The 19,441-nt window shown below is 66.7% G+C and carries 15 protein-coding genes and 1 pseudogene; 13 read left to right on the plus strand and 3 right to left on the minus strand.

The genetic code is table 11. The features are described from left to right. Positions 1–315: pseudogene (locus tag Q5064_RS08560) on the plus strand (50S ribosomal protein L1); the annotation flags it as partial. Positions 316–438: 123 nt separating this feature from the next. Here Q5064_RS08560 and Q5064_RS08565 read toward each other — a convergent pair. Continuing rightward, entirely contained in the window at positions 439–1,443 is a 1,005-nt protein-coding gene (locus tag Q5064_RS08565) for an NAD(+)/NADH kinase (RefSeq protein WP_302963886.1), read from the minus strand. 66 nt (positions 1,444–1,509) lie between these two features. On the opposite strand from Q5064_RS08565, the gene murJ reads away from it, so the two are divergent. Together murJ and map are read left to right on the plus strand one after the other, a co-directional pair. Beyond that, positions 1,510–3,531 carry a murein biosynthesis integral membrane protein MurJ gene (murJ, locus tag Q5064_RS08570; protein ID WP_302963888.1) on the plus strand — a complete coding sequence of 674 codons (2,022 nt, stop codon included), beginning with the start codon at positions 1,510–1,512 and terminating at the stop codon, positions 3,529–3,531. A gap of 4 nt (positions 3,532–3,535) precedes the next feature. Next, positions 3,536–4,309: a type I methionyl aminopeptidase gene (map, locus tag Q5064_RS08575; RefSeq protein WP_302963891.1), complete on the plus strand. Its 774-nt coding sequence runs from the start codon at positions 3,536–3,538 to the stop codon at positions 4,307–4,309. A 42-nt stretch (positions 4,310–4,351) separates the two neighbouring features. Here the strand turns inward: map and Q5064_RS08580 are convergent, their stop codons facing one another. Further along, positions 4,352–5,965 (minus strand): CTP synthase, encoded by a 1,614-nt coding sequence (locus Q5064_RS08580; protein WP_302963893.1) that lies wholly within the window; start codon positions 5,963–5,965, stop codon positions 4,352–4,354. A 326-nt stretch (positions 5,966–6,291) separates the two neighbouring features. Here Q5064_RS08580 and Q5064_RS08585 point away from each other — a divergent pair, with 326 nt between their 5' ends. The 6 genes from Q5064_RS08585 to Q5064_RS08610 all read left to right on the plus strand — a co-directional run bounded on the left by Q5064_RS08585 (position 6,292) and on the right by Q5064_RS08610 (position 13,986). Next, the gene (locus Q5064_RS08585) at positions 6,292–6,780 is read left to right on the plus strand and encodes a DUF1269 domain-containing protein (RefSeq protein WP_016309174.1); all 489 of its coding nucleotides are present in this window, start codon (positions 6,292–6,294) and stop codon (positions 6,778–6,780) included. 137 nt (positions 6,781–6,917) lie between these two features. Then, positions 6,918–8,375, plus strand: coding sequence for a response regulator transcription factor (locus tag Q5064_RS08590; protein WP_302963897.1), 1,458 nt, complete (start codon positions 6,918–6,920; stop codon positions 8,373–8,375). 176 nt (positions 8,376–8,551) lie between these two features. After that, complete coding sequence (locus Q5064_RS08595) at positions 8,552–10,384, plus strand: FAD-binding protein (RefSeq protein WP_302963898.1); 1,833 nt, start codon at positions 8,552–8,554, stop codon at positions 10,382–10,384. A 183-nt stretch (positions 10,385–10,567) separates the two neighbouring features. Continuing rightward, positions 10,568–12,049 (plus strand): DUF1846 domain-containing protein, encoded by a 1,482-nt coding sequence (locus tag Q5064_RS08600; protein ID WP_302963901.1) that lies wholly within the window; start codon positions 10,568–10,570, stop codon positions 12,047–12,049. A 9-nt stretch (positions 12,050–12,058) separates the two neighbouring features. Then, complete coding sequence (locus Q5064_RS08605) at positions 12,059–12,820, plus strand: trimeric intracellular cation channel family protein (RefSeq protein WP_302963902.1); 762 nt, start codon at positions 12,059–12,061, stop codon at positions 12,818–12,820. 98 nt (positions 12,821–12,918) lie between these two features. Next, entirely contained in the window at positions 12,919–13,986 is a 1,068-nt protein-coding gene (locus Q5064_RS08610; protein ID WP_302963903.1) for an asparaginase, read from the plus strand. A 185-nt stretch (positions 13,987–14,171) separates the two neighbouring features. On the opposite strand, the gene Q5064_RS08615 is transcribed toward Q5064_RS08610, so the two are convergent. Continuing rightward, complete coding sequence (locus tag Q5064_RS08615; RefSeq protein WP_302963904.1) at positions 14,172–15,089, minus strand: site-specific tyrosine recombinase; 918 nt, start codon at positions 15,087–15,089, stop codon at positions 14,172–14,174. Positions 15,090–15,530: 441 nt separating this feature from the next. On the opposite strand from Q5064_RS08615, the gene Q5064_RS08620 reads away from it, so the two are divergent. The 4 genes from Q5064_RS08620 to Q5064_RS08635 all read left to right on the plus strand — a co-directional run bounded on the left by Q5064_RS08620 (position 15,531) and on the right by Q5064_RS08635 (position 19,423). Then, the gene (locus tag Q5064_RS08620; protein ID WP_302963906.1) at positions 15,531–16,007 is read left to right on the plus strand and encodes a division/cell wall cluster transcriptional repressor MraZ; all 477 of its coding nucleotides are present in this window, start codon (positions 15,531–15,533) and stop codon (positions 16,005–16,007) included. A 24-nt stretch (positions 16,008–16,031) separates the two neighbouring features. Next, a complete protein-coding gene (gene rsmH, locus Q5064_RS08625) occupies positions 16,032–16,988 on the plus strand; it encodes a 16S rRNA (cytosine(1402)-N(4))-methyltransferase RsmH (protein ID WP_302963909.1) in 957 nt (318 codons plus the stop codon). 110 nt (positions 16,989–17,098) lie between these two features. Beyond that, entirely contained in the window at positions 17,099–17,656 is a 558-nt protein-coding gene (locus Q5064_RS08630) for a cell division protein FtsL (protein WP_302963911.1), read from the plus strand. A gap of 9 nt (positions 17,657–17,665) precedes the next feature. Beyond that, positions 17,666–19,423 (plus strand): penicillin-binding protein 2, encoded by a 1,758-nt coding sequence (locus Q5064_RS08635; RefSeq protein WP_302963912.1) that lies wholly within the window; start codon positions 17,666–17,668, stop codon positions 19,421–19,423. Positions 19,424–19,441: the final 18 nt, after the last annotated feature.

Here is a 19,441-nt window from a genome sequence, read left to right on the forward strand (position 1 = left end):
GGCCCCCGCGGCCTCATGCCGAACCCGAAGCTCGGCACCGTCACCAACGACGTGGTGAAGGCCGTCAACGAGCTGAAGGGCGGCCGCGTGGAGTACCGCGCCGACCGCTACGGCATCGCGCACGTGGTGCTCGGCAAGGTGTCCTTCACCCCCGAGCAGCTGGCCGAGAATTACGGTGCGGTCTACGACGAGATCCTGCGCATGAAGCCGGCCGCCGCCAAGGGCAAGTACGTGAAGTCCATCACCGTGTCCGGCACCATGACGCCCGGCGTGGCCGTGGACTCCTCGGTGACCCGCGCCTACACTGCCGAGTAAGCGACTCTTCGTTTCTCTATCAACGGGAAGGCCCCGCAGCCGATACGGTTGCGGGGCCTTCTTGCATCCGGGGAACGTCGGCGCGCTGCCGGGCGAAGCCCCCCGTCGGTGGCGGGGAGGGGGCTACTCGCCGAAGAAGTCGTGGGAGATGCGCTCGTAGAAGCTGGCTCCGCTGGCGCGCAAAAGCGTGACGGGGAAGGGGGCCACCTGCACATAGAGCTTCTCGATGGAATGCTCGAAGGGCACGATCTCGCCGTCGACGAACAGGGTGGCGTCGCGGTAGTCCTCGGTGTCGTCGAAGGTGATCTCGATGACGTCGCTCGTGTCGGTGACGATGGCCCGCGAGCGCAGGGTGTGGGGTGCCAGGGGCACGGCCACCATGCCGCCGAAGCGCGGCGAGATGAGCGGCCCGCCGGCCGAGAGCGCGTAGGCGGTGGAGCCGGTGGCGGTGGACACCACGAGCCCGTCGCCGCGCATACGGGCCACGTGGGTGCCCGAGATGTCCAGCGACAGCTCGATGATGCGGCCGAGCGCGCCGCGGGTGATGGCGATCTCGTTCAGGGCGATGAAGCGGCGGATGCCGGCCATGCCGCGCAGGTTCACGCCGAACTTGTCCGGCGGCATCATGGTACTGCCCACGAAGGCGGCGTCCGGATCGATGCTGGCGGCGTAGTCCTCCTCGGTGACGATCTGCGGATAGGGCACCTCCTCGGTGCCCTCGCCGTAGGGGTCGGGCTCTCCCTCGCAGGCCACGTCGATGGAGAGCACGCTGCGCCGCTCGGCCACCAGTTCGCCGGCCAGCGCCTCGGCCACGAGGGGGACAAGGCCGTCGTCGTCGGCGTTGGCGAGGAATCCCAGGCGGCCGAAGTTCACGGGGAGGATGGGGACCTGGCGGTTGTTCAGGAGGTGCACCGTGTGCAGCACCGTGCCGTCCCCGCCGAGCACGATGGCCATGTCCAGCACCTCGGGCAGCTGCGCGCGGATGGCGGCGCGGCCCCGGTCGTTGCCGAGGGAGGCCGAGTCGGCCACGAGGGCCTGGATGCCCTGCTCGCCCAAGTAGGCGACGAGCAGCAGCGAGGCGTCCACGGCCTGCGGATTGGAGTTATTGCGCACAACGAGTATCTGCATGGGGTTCCACTTTCGCATCTTTGCTATGATTGTCGATTATACCCGAAGGTTCTCAGAGGCGCGTTCATGCCAGACAAGCTCCAACGAGCACGACACATCAAGCACGCCGGCCCGACGCGGCCGGTTGCGTCGTCATCCGATGCGCGCCCCGCATCCCCGCGCCCGGCGTCCCGGCGCCCCGAGGCGCCGCAGCGTGCCGAGGAACCGGCGCTGCCCGACACCAACAACCCCCGCTGGCTCAAGGAGGCGCGCGAGCTTCCCGCCCGCGGGCGACATCGCGGCTCGGACAAGACGCTGCTGAACCCGCCGATGGATCCGGGCGCCACGGGTCTCATCCCCGTGGTGGGCGCCCATGCCGGGCTCGACCGCACCATCCCCTCGGCGGTGATGGAGCAGTCCATCCGCCAGCAGGAGGTGCTCGCGGTGGAGGAGGCTGCCGCCCCCGGCGCGCTCGCCGCCGAGACGGCCGTTCCCGATGCCGATGCGCGCGCCGAGGCGGTGGGCGCCAGCGCGGCCCTCATCTCCATCTGCGTCATCGCCTCGCGCATCACCGGCTTCGCCCGCACCTGGGCCATGGCCTTTGCCCTGGGCTCCACCTTCGTCTCCAGCTCGTACCAGGTGGCGAACAACCTGCCCAACATGCTCTACGAGCTCGTCATGGGAGGCATGCTCATCACGGCGTTCCTGCCGGTGTACCTGTCGGTGAAGAAGAAGCTCGGCCAGGAGCGCGGTAACGAGTACGCCTCGAACCTGCTCACCATCGTGGTGGCGCTCCTGGCCGTGGTATCGGTGCTCTGCATTGTGTTCGCCGGCCAGGTCATCTACACCCAGAGCTTCTACTCCGACCAGGACGAGATGGCCCTTGCCACCTTCTTCTTCCAGTTCTTTGCCGTCCAGGTAGTGTTCTACGGGGCCTCCTCCATCATATCGGGCCTTCTGAACGCGAACCGCGAGTACTTCTGGTCGTCGTTCGCGCCGGTGTTCAACAACGTCATCGTCATCGCGTCGTTCATCCTCTACGCGGTGCTCGCGACCCACGATCGGAACCTGGCGTACTTCGCCATCGCCATCGGCAACCCGCTCGGTGTGTTCGTGCAGATGGCCTTCCAGATTCCCGCGCTCAAGAAGGTGGGCATCCGCCTGCGCCCGCGCATCGATCTGCGCGACCCGGCCCTCGTCGACACGCTGCGGCTCGGCGCCCCCGCCGTGTTCGTGACGGTGTGCTCGTTCGCCACCGTGTCGGCCCAGAACGCCGCCTCCTACGTGTTCGCCGACAACGGCCCGTCGGTCATCGCCTACGCGCGGCTGTGGTTCACCTTCCCGTACTCCTTCCTCGCGGTGCCCGTGACCACGACGCTGTTCACGGAACTCTCCGAGATGCAGGCCGACGAGAACATTCGCGGGGTGGTGGCCGGCATTATCGACGGCACGCGGCAGATCCTGTTCCTCATGATTCCCATGGCGCTCTACCTCATGGTGTTCGCGATACCGCTCGTGACCCTGTACCACATCGGCGCGTTCACCGAGGACGCCATCGGCCAGATTGCGCGCTATTTGGCCGTCATGGCCGTGGCGCTGCCGTTCTACGGGGTGAACGCCTATCTGAACAAGATATTCAGCTCCATCCGGCGCATGGGCGTCTTCTCGGTGATCAACTTTATCGCCGTGGCCGCCCAGGTGGCCGTGACCCTCGGCGCCGCGGCGGCCTACCAGGCCGGCTACGCCGTCACCCTGGAGGCCATCGCCGCCTCCACCATCGTCTCCTACGTGATCGGCGACGTGCTCGCCTTCGTCTACCTGCGGCGCCACTACGGGCCCATGGGGCTCGGCGCCGTGGTGAAGTCGTTCTTCCTGGCGCTCGCGCTCGGCGGCGCGGGCGCGGTGGTGGGCTACGGCGTGCTCGTGGCGCTCTCGCTCGGGTTCGGCCCGCTGTCGGGCAGCGTGGCCCAGGCCTTCGCCTATATCGCCGTGGGAGGTGTGGCGGCGCTTGCGGTCACCTTCGGGCCCGCGGTGCACTGGAACTGGCCCGAGGCGTCGTTTATCGCCGGTGCGGTGCGCAAGGTGACGCGGAAGCTGGGACGGAGGTAGCGCTGTGGCAGTGAAGTTGAAGTCGCCGGCCCAGATCGAGGCCATGCGCGAGGCCGGCCGCGTGTCGGCCCTCGCCCTGCGGCGCGTCGGCGAGGCCGTCGAGCCCGGCATCACCACGGCCGAGCTGGACGCCATCGCCGAGAAGACCATCCGTGCCGAAGGCGGAATCCCCGCGTTCAAGGGCTACGGGGGCTTTCCCGCCAGCATCTGCGCCTCGGTGAACGACCAGATCGTGCACGGCATTCCCTCGAAGCGCGTGAAGCTGCGCGAGGGGGACATCATCTCCATCGACACCGGTGCGGTCGTGGACGGCTGGGTGGGCGACAACGCCTGGACCTATCCCGTTGGCGAGGTTGCCCCGGAGGTGCAGCGGCTTTTGGAAGTAGGGGAGAGGTGCATGTGGGAGGGGCTTGCGGCCGCCTGCCCGAAGAAACGCCTGGGCGACATCGGGCACGCGGTGCAGTCGCTTGCCGAGGCGGCGGGCTTCAGCGTGGTGCGCGAGTACGTGGGCCATGGCATCGGGCGCGACATGCACGAGGACCCCAACGTGCCGAACTTCGGCCGCCGCCGCACGGGGCTGAAGCTTCTGCCCGGCATGGTGCTCGCCATCGAGCCCATGGTGAACATGGGCACCCGCAAGACCGTCCAGGGCCACGACGGCTGGGAGGTGCGCACGCGAGACGGGCGCCCCTCGGTACACTTCGAGAAGACCGTGGCCATCACCGAGGACGGCCCGGTCATCCTCACCACCGAAGAGGGCCACGAGCGGCCGGTGTAGGGCCGCCCGCACGTTCCGGCCGGAACGCGCTGCTCCTCCCTCTTAGTTCCCCTTGTGCTCGTTCGCGGCTTCTATGAATGCCTTGAAGAGGGGGTGGGGCTTGCCGGGGCGGCTCTTGAACTCGGGGTGGGCCTGGCTGGCCACGAAGAATGGATGGTCGGGAAGCTCAACCATCTCCACGAGCCGATCGTCGGGGGAGAGCCCCGAGATGACGAGCCCCGCTTCGGTGAGGCGGTCGCGGTAGGCGTTGTTCACCTCGTAGCGGTGGCGGTGGCGCTCGTAGACGATGGGCTCGCCGTAGGCCGCCTCGGCGCGGGTGCCGGGCACGACCTTGCAGGGGTAGGCTCCCAGGCGCATGGTTCCGCCCTTGTCCTCCACATCTTCCTGCTCGGGCATGAGATCGATGACAAGCGGTGCGCCTTCGGCCACGCTGTCGGCGAATTCGGCGGAGGTGGCGCCCTCGATGCCGCACGCGTTGCGGGCGAACTCGCAGACGGCGGCCTGCAGGCCCAGGCAGATGCCGAGGAAGGGCACCTTGTTCTCGCGGGCGTAGCGGGCCGCGGCGATCTTGCCCTCGAAGGCGCGGTGCCCGAAGCCGCCTGGCACGAGGACGCCGTCCATCTTCCCGAGCACCGTCTTGGCGTTTCTGTCGGTGAGCTCCTCGCCGTCCACGAGGTGCACGTTCACCGTGCGGCCGTGGGCGATGCCCGCGTGCTCCAAGGCCTCGTGGACCGACAGGTAGGCATCGGGCAGGCTCACGTACTTGCCGACCACGGCGATGTCCAGCTCGCCTTCGCAGGCGTCCTTCGCCTTCAGGAAGGCGCGCCACGGCTTCAGGTTTATCTTGCGGGGCGCGAGCCCCATCTTCGCGAGCGCCGAGATGTCGAAGCCCTGCTCGTAGAGGCTCACGGGCACCTCGTAGATAGAGGGCGCGTCGGAGCAGGCGAGCACGTCGTCGGTGTCCACATCGCAGAACGAGGCGATCTTCTCGCGCACGCCGTCTTCGATCTCGTGGTCGCTGCGGCAGACGATGAAGTCGGGCTGCACGCCCAAGGATCGCAGCTCCTTCACCGAGTGCTGGGTGGGCTTGGTCTTCACCTCGTGAGCCGCCGCGATGTAGGGCACGAGCGTCACGTGCACGAACAGCACGTTGCCCGGCCCCATCTCCTTCTTGAACTGGCGCGCCGCCTCGATGAAGGGCAGGCCCTCGATGTCGCCGATGGTGCCGCCGATCTCGGATATGACGATGTCGGCGCCCGACTGTTCGGCCGCGCGGCGGATTCTCTCCTTGATGGCCTCGGTCACATGCGGAATCACCTGCACGGTGCCGCCGAGGAAGTCGCCGCGCCGCTCGCGGGCGATGAGAGTCTGGTAGATGGAGCCCTGGGTGAAGTTGCTCTCGCGGGAGAGGTTCTCGTCGATGAAACGCTCGTAGTGGCCGAGGTCTAAGTCTCCCTCGTGGCCGTCCTCGGTGACGAACACCTCGCCGTGCTGGAAGGGGCTCATAGTGCCGGGGTCCACGTTCAGGTACGGGTCCATCTTCTGCATGGTCACCTTGTAGCCGCGGGCCTTCAGCAGCTGGCCGAGGGAGGCGGCCGTGATGCCCTTGCCGAGCGATGAGACGACGCCGCCGGTAACGAAGATATGCTTGGCCATGCCGGCCTCCTTCCGCCGCAGGCTCGCGCCCGGGCATGAAACATGCGCCTCGAAGCCGCGCGCCTACGCGACTTCCCAACGCTTAACCAGCCTACGCCCCCAATGTTTCCGACATGAAACGCGCTCTAACCGTAACACGCCCGAAACATGAGGCAAAGGCACCGGGGCGAAGGGGCAGCCGTTGCCCCGGCGTCCTCCCGCTGCCCATAACGGGCCGACAACGGCGCGCCTTCCGCGCAGTGACGGTTCGCGGGCGCGTTGCGCCTTGCGGCGGGGTCATCTTTAGACTGTGCGTCAACGCAGTTTCCAAGAGAAAGGACGCGCTTATGTCTACGCTGCTCGTTTTGGGCTATCCCACCGAGGAGAAGGCCAAGGAGGCCTACCAGGAGGTGCTGAACCTCGGCAACGACTTCATCGTGAACCTCCAGTCGGTTGCCGTGGTCGCCCGCCGCGACAACGACAAGTTCGACGTGGTCACGCCGGGCCAGCCCATCGGCAACTCCACGGTGTGGGGCCTGTTCTGGGGCATGCTGTTCGGGCTCATCTTCCTCATCCCCTTCTGGGGCGCCGCCATCGGCGCGGGCCTGGGCGCGCTCACGGGCTTCTTCGTGAAGCGCGGTGTGGACGAGGACTTCCAGGACCGCGTGCGCAACCTTCTGACCCAGAAGGACGAGGCGGCCGTGTTCATGGTGGTCAGCTCCATGACCGAGGACAAGTTCGCCGAGGCCATGCGCCCCTTCGGCGGCGACATCCTGCAGACCTCGCTGTCCATCAAGGACGAGGAAGAGCTCAAGTGCGAGCTCGGCAAGTGCTAGCTTGGCTGCATATCTGTGATCTGTTCGGGGCGTCGGCATCCTGCCGATGCCCCTTTGCTTGGGAAAGTGCCCGGCCCTGACGAGACGGCGAGGGCGCCGATGCTAGAATAGGCGCTGTTGCCGATGGGACGGAGTTGATGATGGCGGGCAAGCCCGATGGAATCCGAGGGGAGGAGCACCTGCGGCGGTGCGTTCCGTGCTGCCTGGGCGCGCTGCTCGCCGTTTTAGTGGCCGGATTGCACCGCTCGGGCGCCATGGTGTTCGCGATGGGGGTCGCTGGCTGGAAGCCGTTCGCGGCCGCGTCTTTCGGGGGCCTCGCCATCTTGGGAGGCGCGCTGATCCTCTTCTACGTCCGTGAGCCGTTCGGCTGTCCCCCAGAGCCCCGGCGCCGTCGCTGGCGCCTGCGGATCGCCGGCGCGGGCACCCTTGTCGCGGCGGTTGGATGGCTTGCTCCGCTGCCTCTGTTGGCGGCGGGCGTGCTTGCCGGCGCGGGCACGGGGTTTCTCCTGCTGGCGTGGCTCGATTGGTTTGCCGCCCGCACCATGGCGCTCAGGTTCGCGGGCGTCGGGGCCGCCTTTGCCGTCGCTGCCGCGATCAGCGTCGCTTTGTTCTACGCTCCCGCTCCCTTGGTTCCCCTGGCTGCGGTCGCCCTGCTCGCAGTTTCCTGGCTGGGGCTTCTCGCGCCCGTTCAGGAGGCATTCTCGATGGAGGTGGCCCCTCCTGATGGAGAGGGGCTCTCGCCGCGCGATCGCCTCAGGTCGTTTTCCGCGGGCACATGGCGGCCGCTGGTGGGCGCTCTGATAACGGTATTCGTCTTCGGGTTTACGTGGGACACCGACATGATGCGCATCGCCTTGAACCCGGATGCCCCCTTGGCCTACGAGAAGGTGGCGGGCATGGCCGTCGGAGCCGTTCTGTTCGTCGCGCTCAGCCGATTCGCCCATCGCGGCGGCGATGCCCAGCGGGTGCTCTTTAATATCGTACTGCCCCTGATGGTGCTCGTATTCGTTATTCGCCCCTATTTCCTCGACGTGCCCACCGGGGCGCTCGTCCTCACCCTTCTCGGGGTTTTGCGGGAGCTGGGTTTCGCGTTGTTTCTGGGAGCGGCGTGGATTGCCGTGGCCGATGCGGCGCGCGAATCGGACGTGTCAGTGGGGTTCGGCGCCGGCGTGTTGCTGGCGGGATTCGGCGTGTGCGGCCTGGCCGGCATGGGGGCGACGTACTTTCTCGGCTCGGTGGCGTCGTATCTGGGGGCCATCCTGTTCACGTTCTACCTCATCGTCATCGCCATCGTGAACGCCCCGCTGGTCGAGGGCGGTCCGGCGGTCTCTGCGCCGGGAGGCGCTGCGCCTGGCGATCTGGAGGCGGTCATTGCCCGGCATTGCGAGGCGCTCTCGGCCCAATGGGCCCTCACGCCCCGCGAGAGCGAGGTGATGTCGCTCCTTGCCCGCGGCCACAGCTATCCCTATATCGCGAAGGAGCTCGTCGTGTCGGAGAACACGATTCGCACCCACGTGCGCAACGTGTACCGGAAGGCCCGCATCGGCTCTCGCGAGGAGCTGATCGCCCTTATCCACCAGCAGACCGCCCAATAGCGGCCAAGCCTCCAAATTCACATGGATTGACGAGGGGTTTTACGCCCAATTCGCATGGATCGTTGATTCCCAGATCGTCCGTTTCGGCGCATGATGGCCCTGCGCTCGGCGGGTCGGATGCCCGCAGACGCGGAACCGTTGACGATCATCTAGGAGGGATCAACATGGAAGCGAGCATGAATCGACGCAACTTCTTGAAGGGCGCCGCGGCCATGACGGGGGCAGCTGCCTTCGCCATGGGGCTGACTGGCTGTGCGCCCACGACCCAGAGCGAGGCCCTGGCCCAGGCGGGCGACGGCCAGTGGGGCTCCTTCGACGGCGACGGGGTCTATACCCCCTCGTTCCTCGTCGCGCCGGAGCCGGTGGACGAATCGGCGCTCGTGGAGACCGTGGAGGCCGATGTGGTCGTGGTGGGCATGGGCCTTGCCGGCATCTGCGCCGCCCGGGCGGCCCTGGAGGAGGGCGCGAGCGTCATCTGCCTGGAGAAGGGCGCCGAGTACCATCTCCACTCCCATCAGATCACGGCCATCAACTCGAAGGTGGCCAAGGAGCAGGGAGTGGAATTCTCCGACGAGCAGCTCGAGGGTGTGCTGCGCCAGATGGTGGCCGATGGCCGCGCTCGCGGCAACTACAACCTCATCAAGCACATGGTCTACCACTGCGGCGAGGACTTCGACTGGTATCTCGAGAAGTGCCCGAGCTACACTGTGCTCGACGCCGCCCAGACGGCGGGGGAGACCGATCTTGACTACGAGGCCATTCTGAACATCTGCACCGCGGGCCTGGCTGCGAAGGCCGGACGCCACTTCGACGACGTGACCGAGGAGCGTGAGGAGGCGGCCCGCGCGGGTGCCCCCTACATCAACCTGTTCAACCATCCCGTGAACCCTAACTGGAACACCGACGACGAGATGTACCCCATGTACGCCTCGGTGGTCGTCGTTGAGCCCGAGCACACCTATGTGGGCAAGTACTCCGCCGAGTTCGTCGAGCAGGGCGCCGACGTGCGCTACGCGGTGTGGGCGCGCCAGCTGGCCCAGGACGAGAGCGGGCGCGTGACGGGGGTCTACTTCGAAGACGAGAAGGGGAACATGGCGAAGGCCGTGGCCAAAAACGGCGTCATCCTGGCCACGGGCAACTTCTCGAGCAATCCGGCCATGATCGACTACTACGTGCGCTCGGCGGCCGAGTTGGAGCCGACAGGCTGGCCCGAGGTGGATGCCAAGGGCGACGTGACGAACGTGGGCGACGGCATCAGCCTGGCCGCCTGGGCGGGCGCGGCCATCGACCGCTCGGAGACCATGACCTACGTCTGCGATTCCTACGGCGGTGCCATGGGCTGCAATCCGTTTCTGCTGGTGGACGGCTTGGGCAATCGCTTCATGAACGAGGACGTGACCGGCGAGGTGTTCGGCGCCAAGTCGATGCGCGTGCCCGGGAAGGTCATGTGGCAGATCTTCGACGACGACTTCCCGGAGCAGGTCTCCCACATGCCGGTGGGCCATCGCTGCTACTGGCGCATCACCGAGAGCTACGACGATATCCCGATGGGGCACCTGTTCGATCCCATCGGCACCATGACGCGTGCCGAGGTGGAGAAGATGAGCCAGTTCAAGGCCGATACGCTCGAGGAGCTGGCCGAGCAGATGGGTGTGCCCGCCGATGCTCTCGTCGCCACGATCGACCGATACAACGAGCTGCACGACAAGGGCGTCGACGAGGACTTCGGCAAGCGGGCCGACCGCCTGGCGCCCGTGCGCAAGGCCCCCTTCTACGCAACCGCCATCACACCGCCGAAGTTCCGCAACACGGTGGGCGGCGTCATGAGCGACGAGCACGTCCACGCTCTGGATGCCGATAACATGCCGATTCCGGGTCTGTACCTCGCCGGCTCCATGGTGGGCAACCGGTTCCACGGCTGCTACCCCAACACCAACATGGGCCAGAACCACGCCGGCTGCATCGTCTACGGCCGCTTGGCGGGGCAGAACGCCGCGAAGAACCTCTAGTCCGCACTCTGCCCTCTCCCTCTCACCCCGCCGCCCCCTCCCCGCGGCGGGGTTGGTTTTTATGGGGGAGGGCACTCAAAATCCACGGGGGCGCTCTTGGGGGCTGCGCTATACTATCGAAGTTGCGCGGAGACGCCTCGGGTTTTCGCGTATGCCGCCCGATCGACGAGAAAGCGAGCCTGTATGCGCGAGGGATTCGACAACGACAAGTACATCGAGTTGCAGGCGGAGCGCATCCGCGAGCGCATCGACCAGTTCGGCGGCAAGCTGTACCTGGAGTTCGGCGGCAAGCTCTTCGACGACTACCATGCTTCCCGGGTGCTGCCCGGCTTCAAGCCCGACACGAAGATCTCCATGCTGCAGTCCATGAAGGACGAGGTGGAGATCGTCATCGCCATCAACGCCAACGACATCGAGCGCTCGAAGGTGCGCGGGGATTTGGGCATCACCTACGACGAGGACGTGCTACGCCTCATGGACATCTTCCGCTCCATGGGCTTCAAGGTGGGTTCCGTCGTCATCACCCGCTACGCCAACCAGCCCAACGCCGATCTGTTCCGCAAGCGGCTCACGGCCATGGGCATCACGAGCTATCTGCACTATCCCATTCCCGGCTATCCCAACGACATCGACCACATCGTCTCGGACGAGGGCTTCGGCAAGAACGAGTACATCGAGACGGAGCGCCCGCTCGTGGTGGTGACGGCTCCCGGCCCCGGCTCCGGCAAGATGGCCACCTGTCTCTCGCAGCTCTACCACGAGCATAAGCGCGGGGTGACGGCGGGCTACGCCAAGTACGAGACCTTCCCCATCTGGAACCTGCCGCTCACGCACCCGGTGAACATCGCCTACGAGGCGGCCACGGCCGATCTGGACGACGACAACATCATCGACCCGTTCCACTTGGAGGCCTACGGCGAGACCACGGTGAACTACAACCGCGACGTGGAGATCTTCCCCGTGCTGCGCGCCACGATGGAGCGCATCTCGGGGACGTGCCCGTACCAGTCGCCCACGGACATGGGCGTGAACATGGCGGGCGTGGCCATCTCCGACGACGCGGTCTGCCGCGATGCCGGCAACAACGAGATCGTGCGCCGCTACTTCCAGACCGCCGAGGAGATCAAGCGCACCGGCGTGGGGGAGGAGGCCCTGAAGAAGATCGAGCTGCTTATGAACCAGGCGGGCATCAACCAGAACCTCTCGCCCGCCCGTTCGGCCGCGCTTTTGAAGGAGGAGACCACGGGAGGCCCGGCCGGCGCCATGGTGCTGCCCGACGGGCGCGTGGTCACCGGCAAGACGGGCAACCTTCTGGGCGCGGCCTCGGCCCTGCTCATGAACGCGCTCAAGGGCGTGTCGGGGGTCGACGACGAACTCTACGTCATCTCCGACGACGTGCTCGAGCCCATCTGCCATCTGAAGACGGAGCATCTGCGCAGCCACAACCCGCGCCTGCACTCCGATGAGACCCTGCTGGCGCTGTCCATCTCCTCGGTGAGCAACCCACTCGCGGAGAAGCTCATCGACAACGCCGACAAGCTGCGGGGCTGCGACGCCTACTTCTCGGTCATCATCTCGGCGGCCGACGAGAAGCTCTACCGCACGCTGGGCATCAACGTGTGCTGCGAGCCGAAGTACGAGCAGCACCGCTACTACCACAAGTAATTCTGCGCTATGGAACAGCTCTTCGCGGACGGGGCGCTCACGGTGCCCTTCGGGGCCGACTTCTTCAGCGTGGCCGTCGGCGTCATCACCGGCGCCATGTTCGCCTGCGACCGCAAGCTCGACATCGTGGGCACCATCGTGCTCGGGCTTCTGACGGCCTACGGCGGCGGCATCATCCGCGATCTGCTGCTCCAGGACGATGGGGTGTACTTCATGCAGTACCCCGATGTCATCCTCATCTGCATCGGCCTGGCGGTGTTCGTCTTCTACTTCCGCGGGCTGTTCCGCCACTCGGGGCAGGTGCTCTTCTTCGCCGACGCGCTGTCGGTGGCGCTGTTCGCGCTTGCCGGCGCCAACAAGGCCTTCGCCTGCGGCGAGGGTTTTATCATGGTGGTCATCTTGGGCGCGCTCACCAGCGTGGGCGGCGGCGCTTTGCGCGATATATCGGTGGGGGAGACCCCGGGCGTGTTCCAGCGCTCGAACTTCTACGCGGTGGCCGGCTTCGGCGGCGCGCTCGTGTTCGCGGCCATGGCCTTTGCCGCAGCGCCGCCCGTGCTCGCGGGCTGCGCCTGCGTGTTCACCGTGGTGTTCCTCCGCTACCTCTCGGTGTTCTACGACTGGAAGACGGCCGACGAGGCCGACCTCACCCCGAAGGTGGCCCACGGGGCGGTGAGGGCCAAGGACTGGTGCGGCGAGCTGTTCCGCCGGGCCACCCTGCACCGCCGCCAAGCCCCCTCCGAGCGCGGTATGTTCCGCCGGCGCAAGGGCTGAGGGGCGCCCTACGGAATCGTGACGGGCACCTGAGCGCTCCTTTCGGGACGCGCCCGCAGTGCCATACTGGGAAAAACGCCGTTGCAAGGAGTCTGACTATGGCCGATACCGCATCTATCGAAACCGCCGCTGCCGCCCCGCGCATCCTCATCGTGTACACGGGCGGCACCATCGGCATGACCGAGGACTTGGCTACCGGCGCTCTTGTGCCCTTCAGCTTCGACCACCTGATGAGAAACGTGCCGAAGATCGGCCGGCTCGGTTATGCGCTCGACCACGTGGAGCTTGACCCGCCCATCGATTCCTCGAACATGAATCCGGCCATCTGGGCGAAGGTGGCGAAGATGATCGTCGACGCCTACGACCGCTTCGACGGGTTCGTGGTGCTGCACGGCACCGACACCATGGCGTATACGGCTTCGGCCCTGTCGTTCATGCTGCCGGGCCTCGCCAAGCCGGTCATCCTCACGGGTAGCCAGCTGCCCATCGGCGAGATTCGCGAGGACGGCACCGAGAACCTCATCACCGCCCTGCAGATCGCCGCCGCCCGGCGCGCCGACGGAGGCCCCATGGTGCAGGAGGTGGCCATCGCCTTCGGGCGCCATCTGTGGCGGGGCAACCGCGCCACGAAGGTAAGCTCCACCAACTTCGGCGCCTTCAGGTCGTTCAACTACCCGCCTTTGGCCGATATGGACCTGCACATCGTCTACCGGGAGAAGCTCCTGGCCCGTCCCGACGTGACGGCCAAGCTCGCGCCGGCCTACGCCATGGACGACGCGGTGGCGGTGACCTCCCTGTACCCCGGCATCACCGAGGCCGTGCTGCGCCCCCAGCTCGAGGCGCCGGGCGTGAAGGCCATCGTGCTGCGCACCTTCGGTGCCGGCAACGCGCCCACCGAGTCGTGGTTCACCGCGTGTGTGGCCGATGCGGTGCGGGCGGGGAAGGTGATCGTGAATGTGACCCAGTGTCCCGCCGGCGGCGTGGAGGAGAAGCGCTACGCCACCGGCGACGCCCTGGCGCGGGCCGGCGTGGTGTCGGGCCTCGACATGACCTGCGAGGCGGCGCTTACGAAACTCATGCACTTGTTCGGCCAGGGCCTTTCGGCCGTCGAGGTGGCCGCCGCCGTGACGCGCCCCCTCGCCGGCGAGCTTACGATAGCTGAATAACGGCTTGTCCGGGCGCGGCTGCGGCGGTGTCCGGCGGGGGCCAGGGAGCATACCTCCATGCTCAGACAGTCCTCGCTCGGCGGAAATGCCCGCCGGGCATTTCCGTTCGCTGCGGAACTGCGCGTGGAGGTATGCTCCCTGGCCCCCGCCTGCTCAACCAGGGCTGGGCGTAGAGGGACGCTTGCCTACATCTTGTCACGGGGGTGGGCGTGGGCGTATTCCTCGTGGAGGTGGGTGCGGTCGAGATGCGTGTACACCTGCAGGGTGGACATGTCGGCGTGCCCCAGTATCTCCTGGAGCACGCGCAGGTCGGCGCCGCCCTTCAGCATGTGGGTGGCGAACGAGTGGCGCAGGGTATGGGGGTGCAGATCGTAGCGGTTGACGGCCCGGCCCGCCTTGCGCACCAGGTTGAACACGCTCTGGCGCCCGAGGCGGCCGCCCCGCTGGTTCAGGAACACCGCCGCCTGGGAATCGGGGTTCGCGGCCCCCGCCGCTCGGGCGAGGCTCGGGCGGCCCTCGGCCAGATATCGCCGCAGGGCGGCATCGGCCGCGCCGGCGATGGGCACGATGCGCTCCTTGGCCCCCTTGCCGAATACGCGCAGGAATCCGTCGTCGAGGTACAGGTTCTCCAGGTTCAGGCCGCACACCTCGCTCACGCGCATGCCGCAGCCGTAGAGTACTTCCAGAATGGCGCGGTCGCGCAGCCCGCTCGGGCGCTCGTCGATGTAGGCGTCCAGCATGCGCCCCACCTCTTCGATGGAGAGCACATCGGGCAGCCGCTCGGCGGTCCGCGGCGCTCCCACCCCGTCGGCGGGGTTGTCGGCGGCGAGCCCCTCGCGCACGAGGAACTTGTGGTAGCCGCGCACTGCCGATAGGCGGCGCCGCACGGTGGAAGCGGCCAGGTTCGCCTCCACGAGGCTCTTCTCGAAGGCCACCACGGCCGCGCGGTCGATGTCGCCGCAGCCCTCCACACCCCTCCCGTCGAGGAACGATAGGTACTCCTCGAGGTCGCGCCGGTAGGCATCGGCGGTGCGCGGCGACGCCCCGCGCTCGATGCGCAGGTGCGACAAGTACTCGTCCAGGGCGTTCTCCAATTCGAACACGGCGCCTCCTTCGTTTCGGGTGCCATTGTACCGCTTCGGCTCCGTCTGCGGCCGGTCCCGCGCGGTCGCCCGGCGCCGCGGGTGCCGCTCGCGGGCCCGCTGCGCACAGGCTCTCCAAATCTCGGTCATACCGAGCGCGCAAACGGATCCCGGCGGAGTTATCCACAATGAGTGCAAAGCATGAGCATATCTAGTGGTGGATTCCAAAATTCTCCTTATATGTATACAACATATTGATTATTCCTGAAAGCCTGCAGGGTCGTTCTCTATATCTTGCGGGTAACAAAGTGGGGCAAAAGTAAGGTAAAAGTGGGACGAAATGTTGCGAAGTGGGGCGTTGTGGGGTAATATGCATCCCGTGGAAAACGACCGAGCGGGATTTCGAAACGCACTACACACGAAATCAAATCCCACTCAAAACGCAGCAGGGGAAAGGAAGCCGTGCCGCAAGCCGCCGACAACGGAGCCGTCGAGGATGCGCCTCAGCATGAGGTGGATCTCAGTGGCGAGTTCCGTCTGAAGGTCGACGGCAAGGGGCGGGTGACCCTTCCCGCGAAGTTCCGCAAGGTTCTTTCCAAAGACCTCAAGGTCACGCTGGAGCCGACTGACGCGTGCGTCTACGCGTTCGAGGTGCCGGACTTCAACCGCTGGGTGGACAAGCTCATGCGCAGCAAGTTCTCCGAGATCAAGGAGAACAACCGCGAGCAGGAGTGGGTGCACCGCGCGTTGAAGAGCCGCGCGCTCGACGTGGAGGTGGATTCGGCCGGGCGCATCATGCTCTCGTCCGATATGCGCGGCAAGTGCGGTATCGACAAGGAGATCGTCCTGGTCGGCAACGGCGAGCGCTTTGAGATCTGGGACGCCGAGCGCTACGACGAGCAGATGGCGCAGGTCGATTTGAGCCTGCTGTTCACCTGAGGCGGGGCGTAAGGCAAAAGGACCATGACAAGCGAATATCGGCATATACCCGTTCTTCTGACCGAGTGCATCGAGGCCCTCGACTTGCCGGACCATCCGGTGTTCGTGGACGCGACGCTCGGTTTCGCGGGGCACTCCTTCGAGGCAGCCGGGCAGCTGGGGAAAGACGGCCTGCTCATCGGCATCGACCAGGACGCCGTGGCGCTTGAGAGCGCCGCGGCGCGCCTGGAGTCGATTCCCGAGGCGCAGCGTCCGGAACTGGCGCTTCTGCGCGGCAACTTCGGAGACCTCGACGAGCTTCTGACATCCTGCGAGATTCCCGGAATCGATGCGATTCTCTTCGATCTGGGCGTCTCGTCGGTGCAGATAGACACTTTGGACCGGGGCTTCTCCTTCAAGGAGAACGGCCCACTTGACATGCGGATGGATCCGGGGAAACAAACCCTAACCGCAGAAGAGATCGTCAACACCTACAACGCAGCAGATCTCACTCGGATCATTCGCAGCTACTCGGACGAGAAATGGGCGAGCCGCATCGCCGACTTCATCGTGGCGGCGCGCGCGGAGGCCCCCCTCAGGGAGAGTGGGCAGCTGGTCGACATCATCAAGGCGGCTATTCCCGCCTCGGCGCGCCGGAGCGGGGGACATCCCGCCAAGCGCACCTTCCAAGCTCTCCGGATAGAGGTCAACTCGGAGCTGACCGTCCTGCGTCGCGGACTCGACGCGGCGGTTCGCTGGCTGAATCCGGGCGGCGTGATCGTGGTGATCAGCTACCACTCCCTCGAGGACCGCATCGTGAAGGACACGTTCGCGAGCTTCGCGAACCGCTGCACCTGCCCGCCGGAGCTGCCGGTGTGCGCGTGCGGGAAAGAGCCGATACTCGACGTGGTCACCCGCAAGCCGATCCTTCCCAGCCCGGAGGAGATCGAGCGGAACCCGCGTTCCCGCAGCGCCAAGCTGCGCGTGGCGCGAAAGCGATAGGGCGCCCTCGCCGGTGCCCGCCGATACGAACGAATGAGACCGCAAGCCCGAAGACGCAGTCATCGGGCTTGCGGAGCCTAAAGGCCCGATACGGCAGTGAGGAGGAGCCCATGAGCGCAGCCAGCTCGACCCGCAGCGCGCGGTCCTCCTCGCGCATGCACATGGGCTCCGCCAACGCGAGCTTCGCCTCGGGCTATCGGGGCGCCCGCTATGTGGCCTCCTCGGTGGCCGAGGCACTGCCCGACTACGACGCCGGCCCCTCCATCTCGGTGGTGCCCGGCGCCGGCCGGCGCGCCCAGGTGCAGGAGGGGCTCTCCGCCGCCGCGCTGTCGGTGGCGAAGCTGTGCGCCGTGGTGTGCATCGTGCTCGCCGTCATAGCCGTGGGGCGCGTGGCCATCACCTCGGCCGCGGCCGCCTGCGCGCTCGAGACCAAGGCCCTCCAGCAGGACATCGAGACCGCCCGCGACCAGGGTAGCGACCTGGAAGTGGCCCAAAGCGTGCTTTCCAAGCCCTCGCGCATCCGCGCCCAGGCCGCCTCCCTCGGCATGGCCGAGCCCACGGCCGACTACTGCGACCAGATCACGCTGCCCGACGACGTCGTCTCGGTGGACGACGCCGGGCGCCTCTCCCTGTCCGAGTCCGTCGCCGCGGCTGCGGCCGCCCAGTAGGAGGAAGCCATGGCCCGCATTCCGCGCGATGCGCGCGCGTCCTCGGCGCGCCAGGCTCCCCTCGACCGTTTGCGCGAGGGCGCCGGGGCCTTGGACGCGGCCCTCCCGGCCCCGGCCGGCCGCGGCCAGTGGGTGCTGCTCGCCTTCGCCGCCCTGGCCGCCATCTTCTTCCTGCGCCTGGTGTTTCTGCAGGTGATCGTCGCCGACCAGTACTCCGCCCAGGCCGAGGAGTCGCGCACCGTGAGCTTCGAGACCACTCCCCGCCGCGGCACCATCTACGACCGCAACGGCATCGTGCTCGCCACCTCGGTGGATGCCACGACCATCTACGCCAACCCCGTCGAGGTAACCGACGCGGCGGGCGAGGCCGCGCAGCTGGCCCAGATCCTCGGGGGCGAGGCCGCCGACTACCAGGAGCTGCTCTCCACGCCGTCCACCACCTTCGTCTACGTGAAGCGCCAGGCCGACGTGGAGGACGCGGAGAAGGTGAAGGAGCTCAAGCTCGACGGCATCTACTTCATCGCCGACACGCGCCGGGAGTACCCCCACGGCTCGGTGGGGGCCCAGGTCATCGGCTTCTGCAACGCCGACGGCGAGGGCATCACCGGCCTGGAGCTGGAGTACAACGATATCCTGTGCGGCACGCCGGGGCTCTACGTGGGCGAGCGCGGCGAGCAGGGCTTCCCCATCCCGGGCGGGGTGAAGGAGGAGGTGGCCGCCATCGACGGCACCGACATCATGATCTCGCTCGACATCAAGCTCCAGGACACGGTGGAGCGGGCCCTTGCCGAGGGCGTCGAGGAGCTGGAGACCGACGAGGGCTCCTCCATCGTCATGGACGCGGCCACCGGCGAGGTGTACGCCGCCTGCTCGCTGCCCTACATGGATCCCACGAACATGGCCGAGTCCGAGATCGGCAGCGAGCACGTGAAGGCCATCACCCAGCCCTACGAGCCCGGGAGCACCTTCAAATCGGTGTCGGCCATGGCCATCCTGGAGAGCAAGGCCATGGGGCCGGAGACCACGATGTTCTGCCCGAGCACCATCTCGGCCAACGACTACGACGTGTCCGACTCCCACGAGCGCGAGGGCGCCACCTACTCGCTGCGCGAGATCCTGAACCACTCCTCGAACGTGGGCATCTCGCTGGCAATGGACGACGCGGGCTTCCGCCACCTGCACGACGCCATCGAGCGCTACCACCTCACCGAGCTCACCGGCATCGACTACCCCGGCGAGGGGGAGGGCAACGTGCTCGACTTCAACCAGTGGGGCAAGATCACCGGCTACAACATCAGCTTCGGCCAGGGCATCTCGCTCACGCCCCTCCAGATGACGCGCTTCTACGCCTGCATCGCCAACGACGGCGTGATGGTGACCCCGCACTTCCTCATCTCGAAGCCCCAGAGCGGGGAAGTGCCCGAATGGCCCGAGGAGACGGTGACTGAGGATACCGAGGCCCTGCGCGATCTGCGCTCGATGCTGCGCTCGGTGGTCACCGACGGCACGGGCGTGGCCGCCGACATCCCCGGCTACGAGGTGTGCGGCAAGACCTCCACGGCCGAGATCGCCTCGGAGGAGGGCGGCTACAAGAAGGAAGTGTACAACCTGGGCTTCTGCGGCTTCATCGACAACTCCTCCAGCAAATTAGTTTGTTTTGTAGGAGCCAACGAGGTTTACGCGATGCGACAGACCACCAAAATCTTTAACGATATAATGGCCAATGCCGTGAAGCAGTACAACATCACGACCGACGAAGCGAAGTAAGCCCCACAACGCAAGAGG

Origin of the sequence: uncultured Adlercreutzia sp. (genome assembly GCF_958431955.1) — a bacterium.
GTDB lineage: Bacteria > Actinomycetota > Coriobacteriia > Coriobacteriales > Eggerthellaceae > Adlercreutzia.

Coding starts and splice junctions, on each gene's coding strand:
- Q5064_RS08635 (WP_302963912.1), top strand. CDS start 17,666: ATGGCCCGCATTCCGCGCGATGCGCGCGCGTCCTCGGCGCGCCAGGCT.
- Q5064_RS08565 (WP_302963886.1), bottom strand. CDS start 1,443: ATGCAGATACTCGTTGTGCGCAATAACTCCAATCCGCAGGCCGTGGAC.
- Q5064_RS08610 (WP_302963903.1), top strand. CDS start 12,919: ATGGCCGATACCGCATCTATCGAAACCGCCGCTGCCGCCCCGCGCATC.
- Q5064_RS08590 (WP_302963897.1), top strand. CDS start 6,918: ATGATGGCGGGCAAGCCCGATGGAATCCGAGGGGAGGAGCACCTGCGG.
- Q5064_RS08630 (WP_302963911.1), top strand. CDS start 17,099: ATGAGCGCAGCCAGCTCGACCCGCAGCGCGCGGTCCTCCTCGCGCATG.
- murJ (WP_302963888.1), top strand. CDS start 1,510: ATGCCAGACAAGCTCCAACGAGCACGACACATCAAGCACGCCGGCCCG.
- Q5064_RS08595 (WP_302963898.1), top strand. CDS start 8,552: ATGAATCGACGCAACTTCTTGAAGGGCGCCGCGGCCATGACGGGGGCA.
- Q5064_RS08600 (WP_302963901.1), top strand. CDS start 10,568: ATGCGCGAGGGATTCGACAACGACAAGTACATCGAGTTGCAGGCGGAG.
- Q5064_RS08585 (WP_016309174.1), top strand. CDS start 6,292: ATGTCTACGCTGCTCGTTTTGGGCTATCCCACCGAGGAGAAGGCCAAG.
- Q5064_RS08605 (WP_302963902.1), top strand. CDS start 12,059: ATGGAACAGCTCTTCGCGGACGGGGCGCTCACGGTGCCCTTCGGGGCC.
- rsmH (WP_302963909.1), top strand. CDS start 16,032: ATGACAAGCGAATATCGGCATATACCCGTTCTTCTGACCGAGTGCATC.
- Q5064_RS08580 (WP_302963893.1), bottom strand. CDS start 5,965: ATGGCCAAGCATATCTTCGTTACCGGCGGCGTCGTCTCATCGCTCGGC.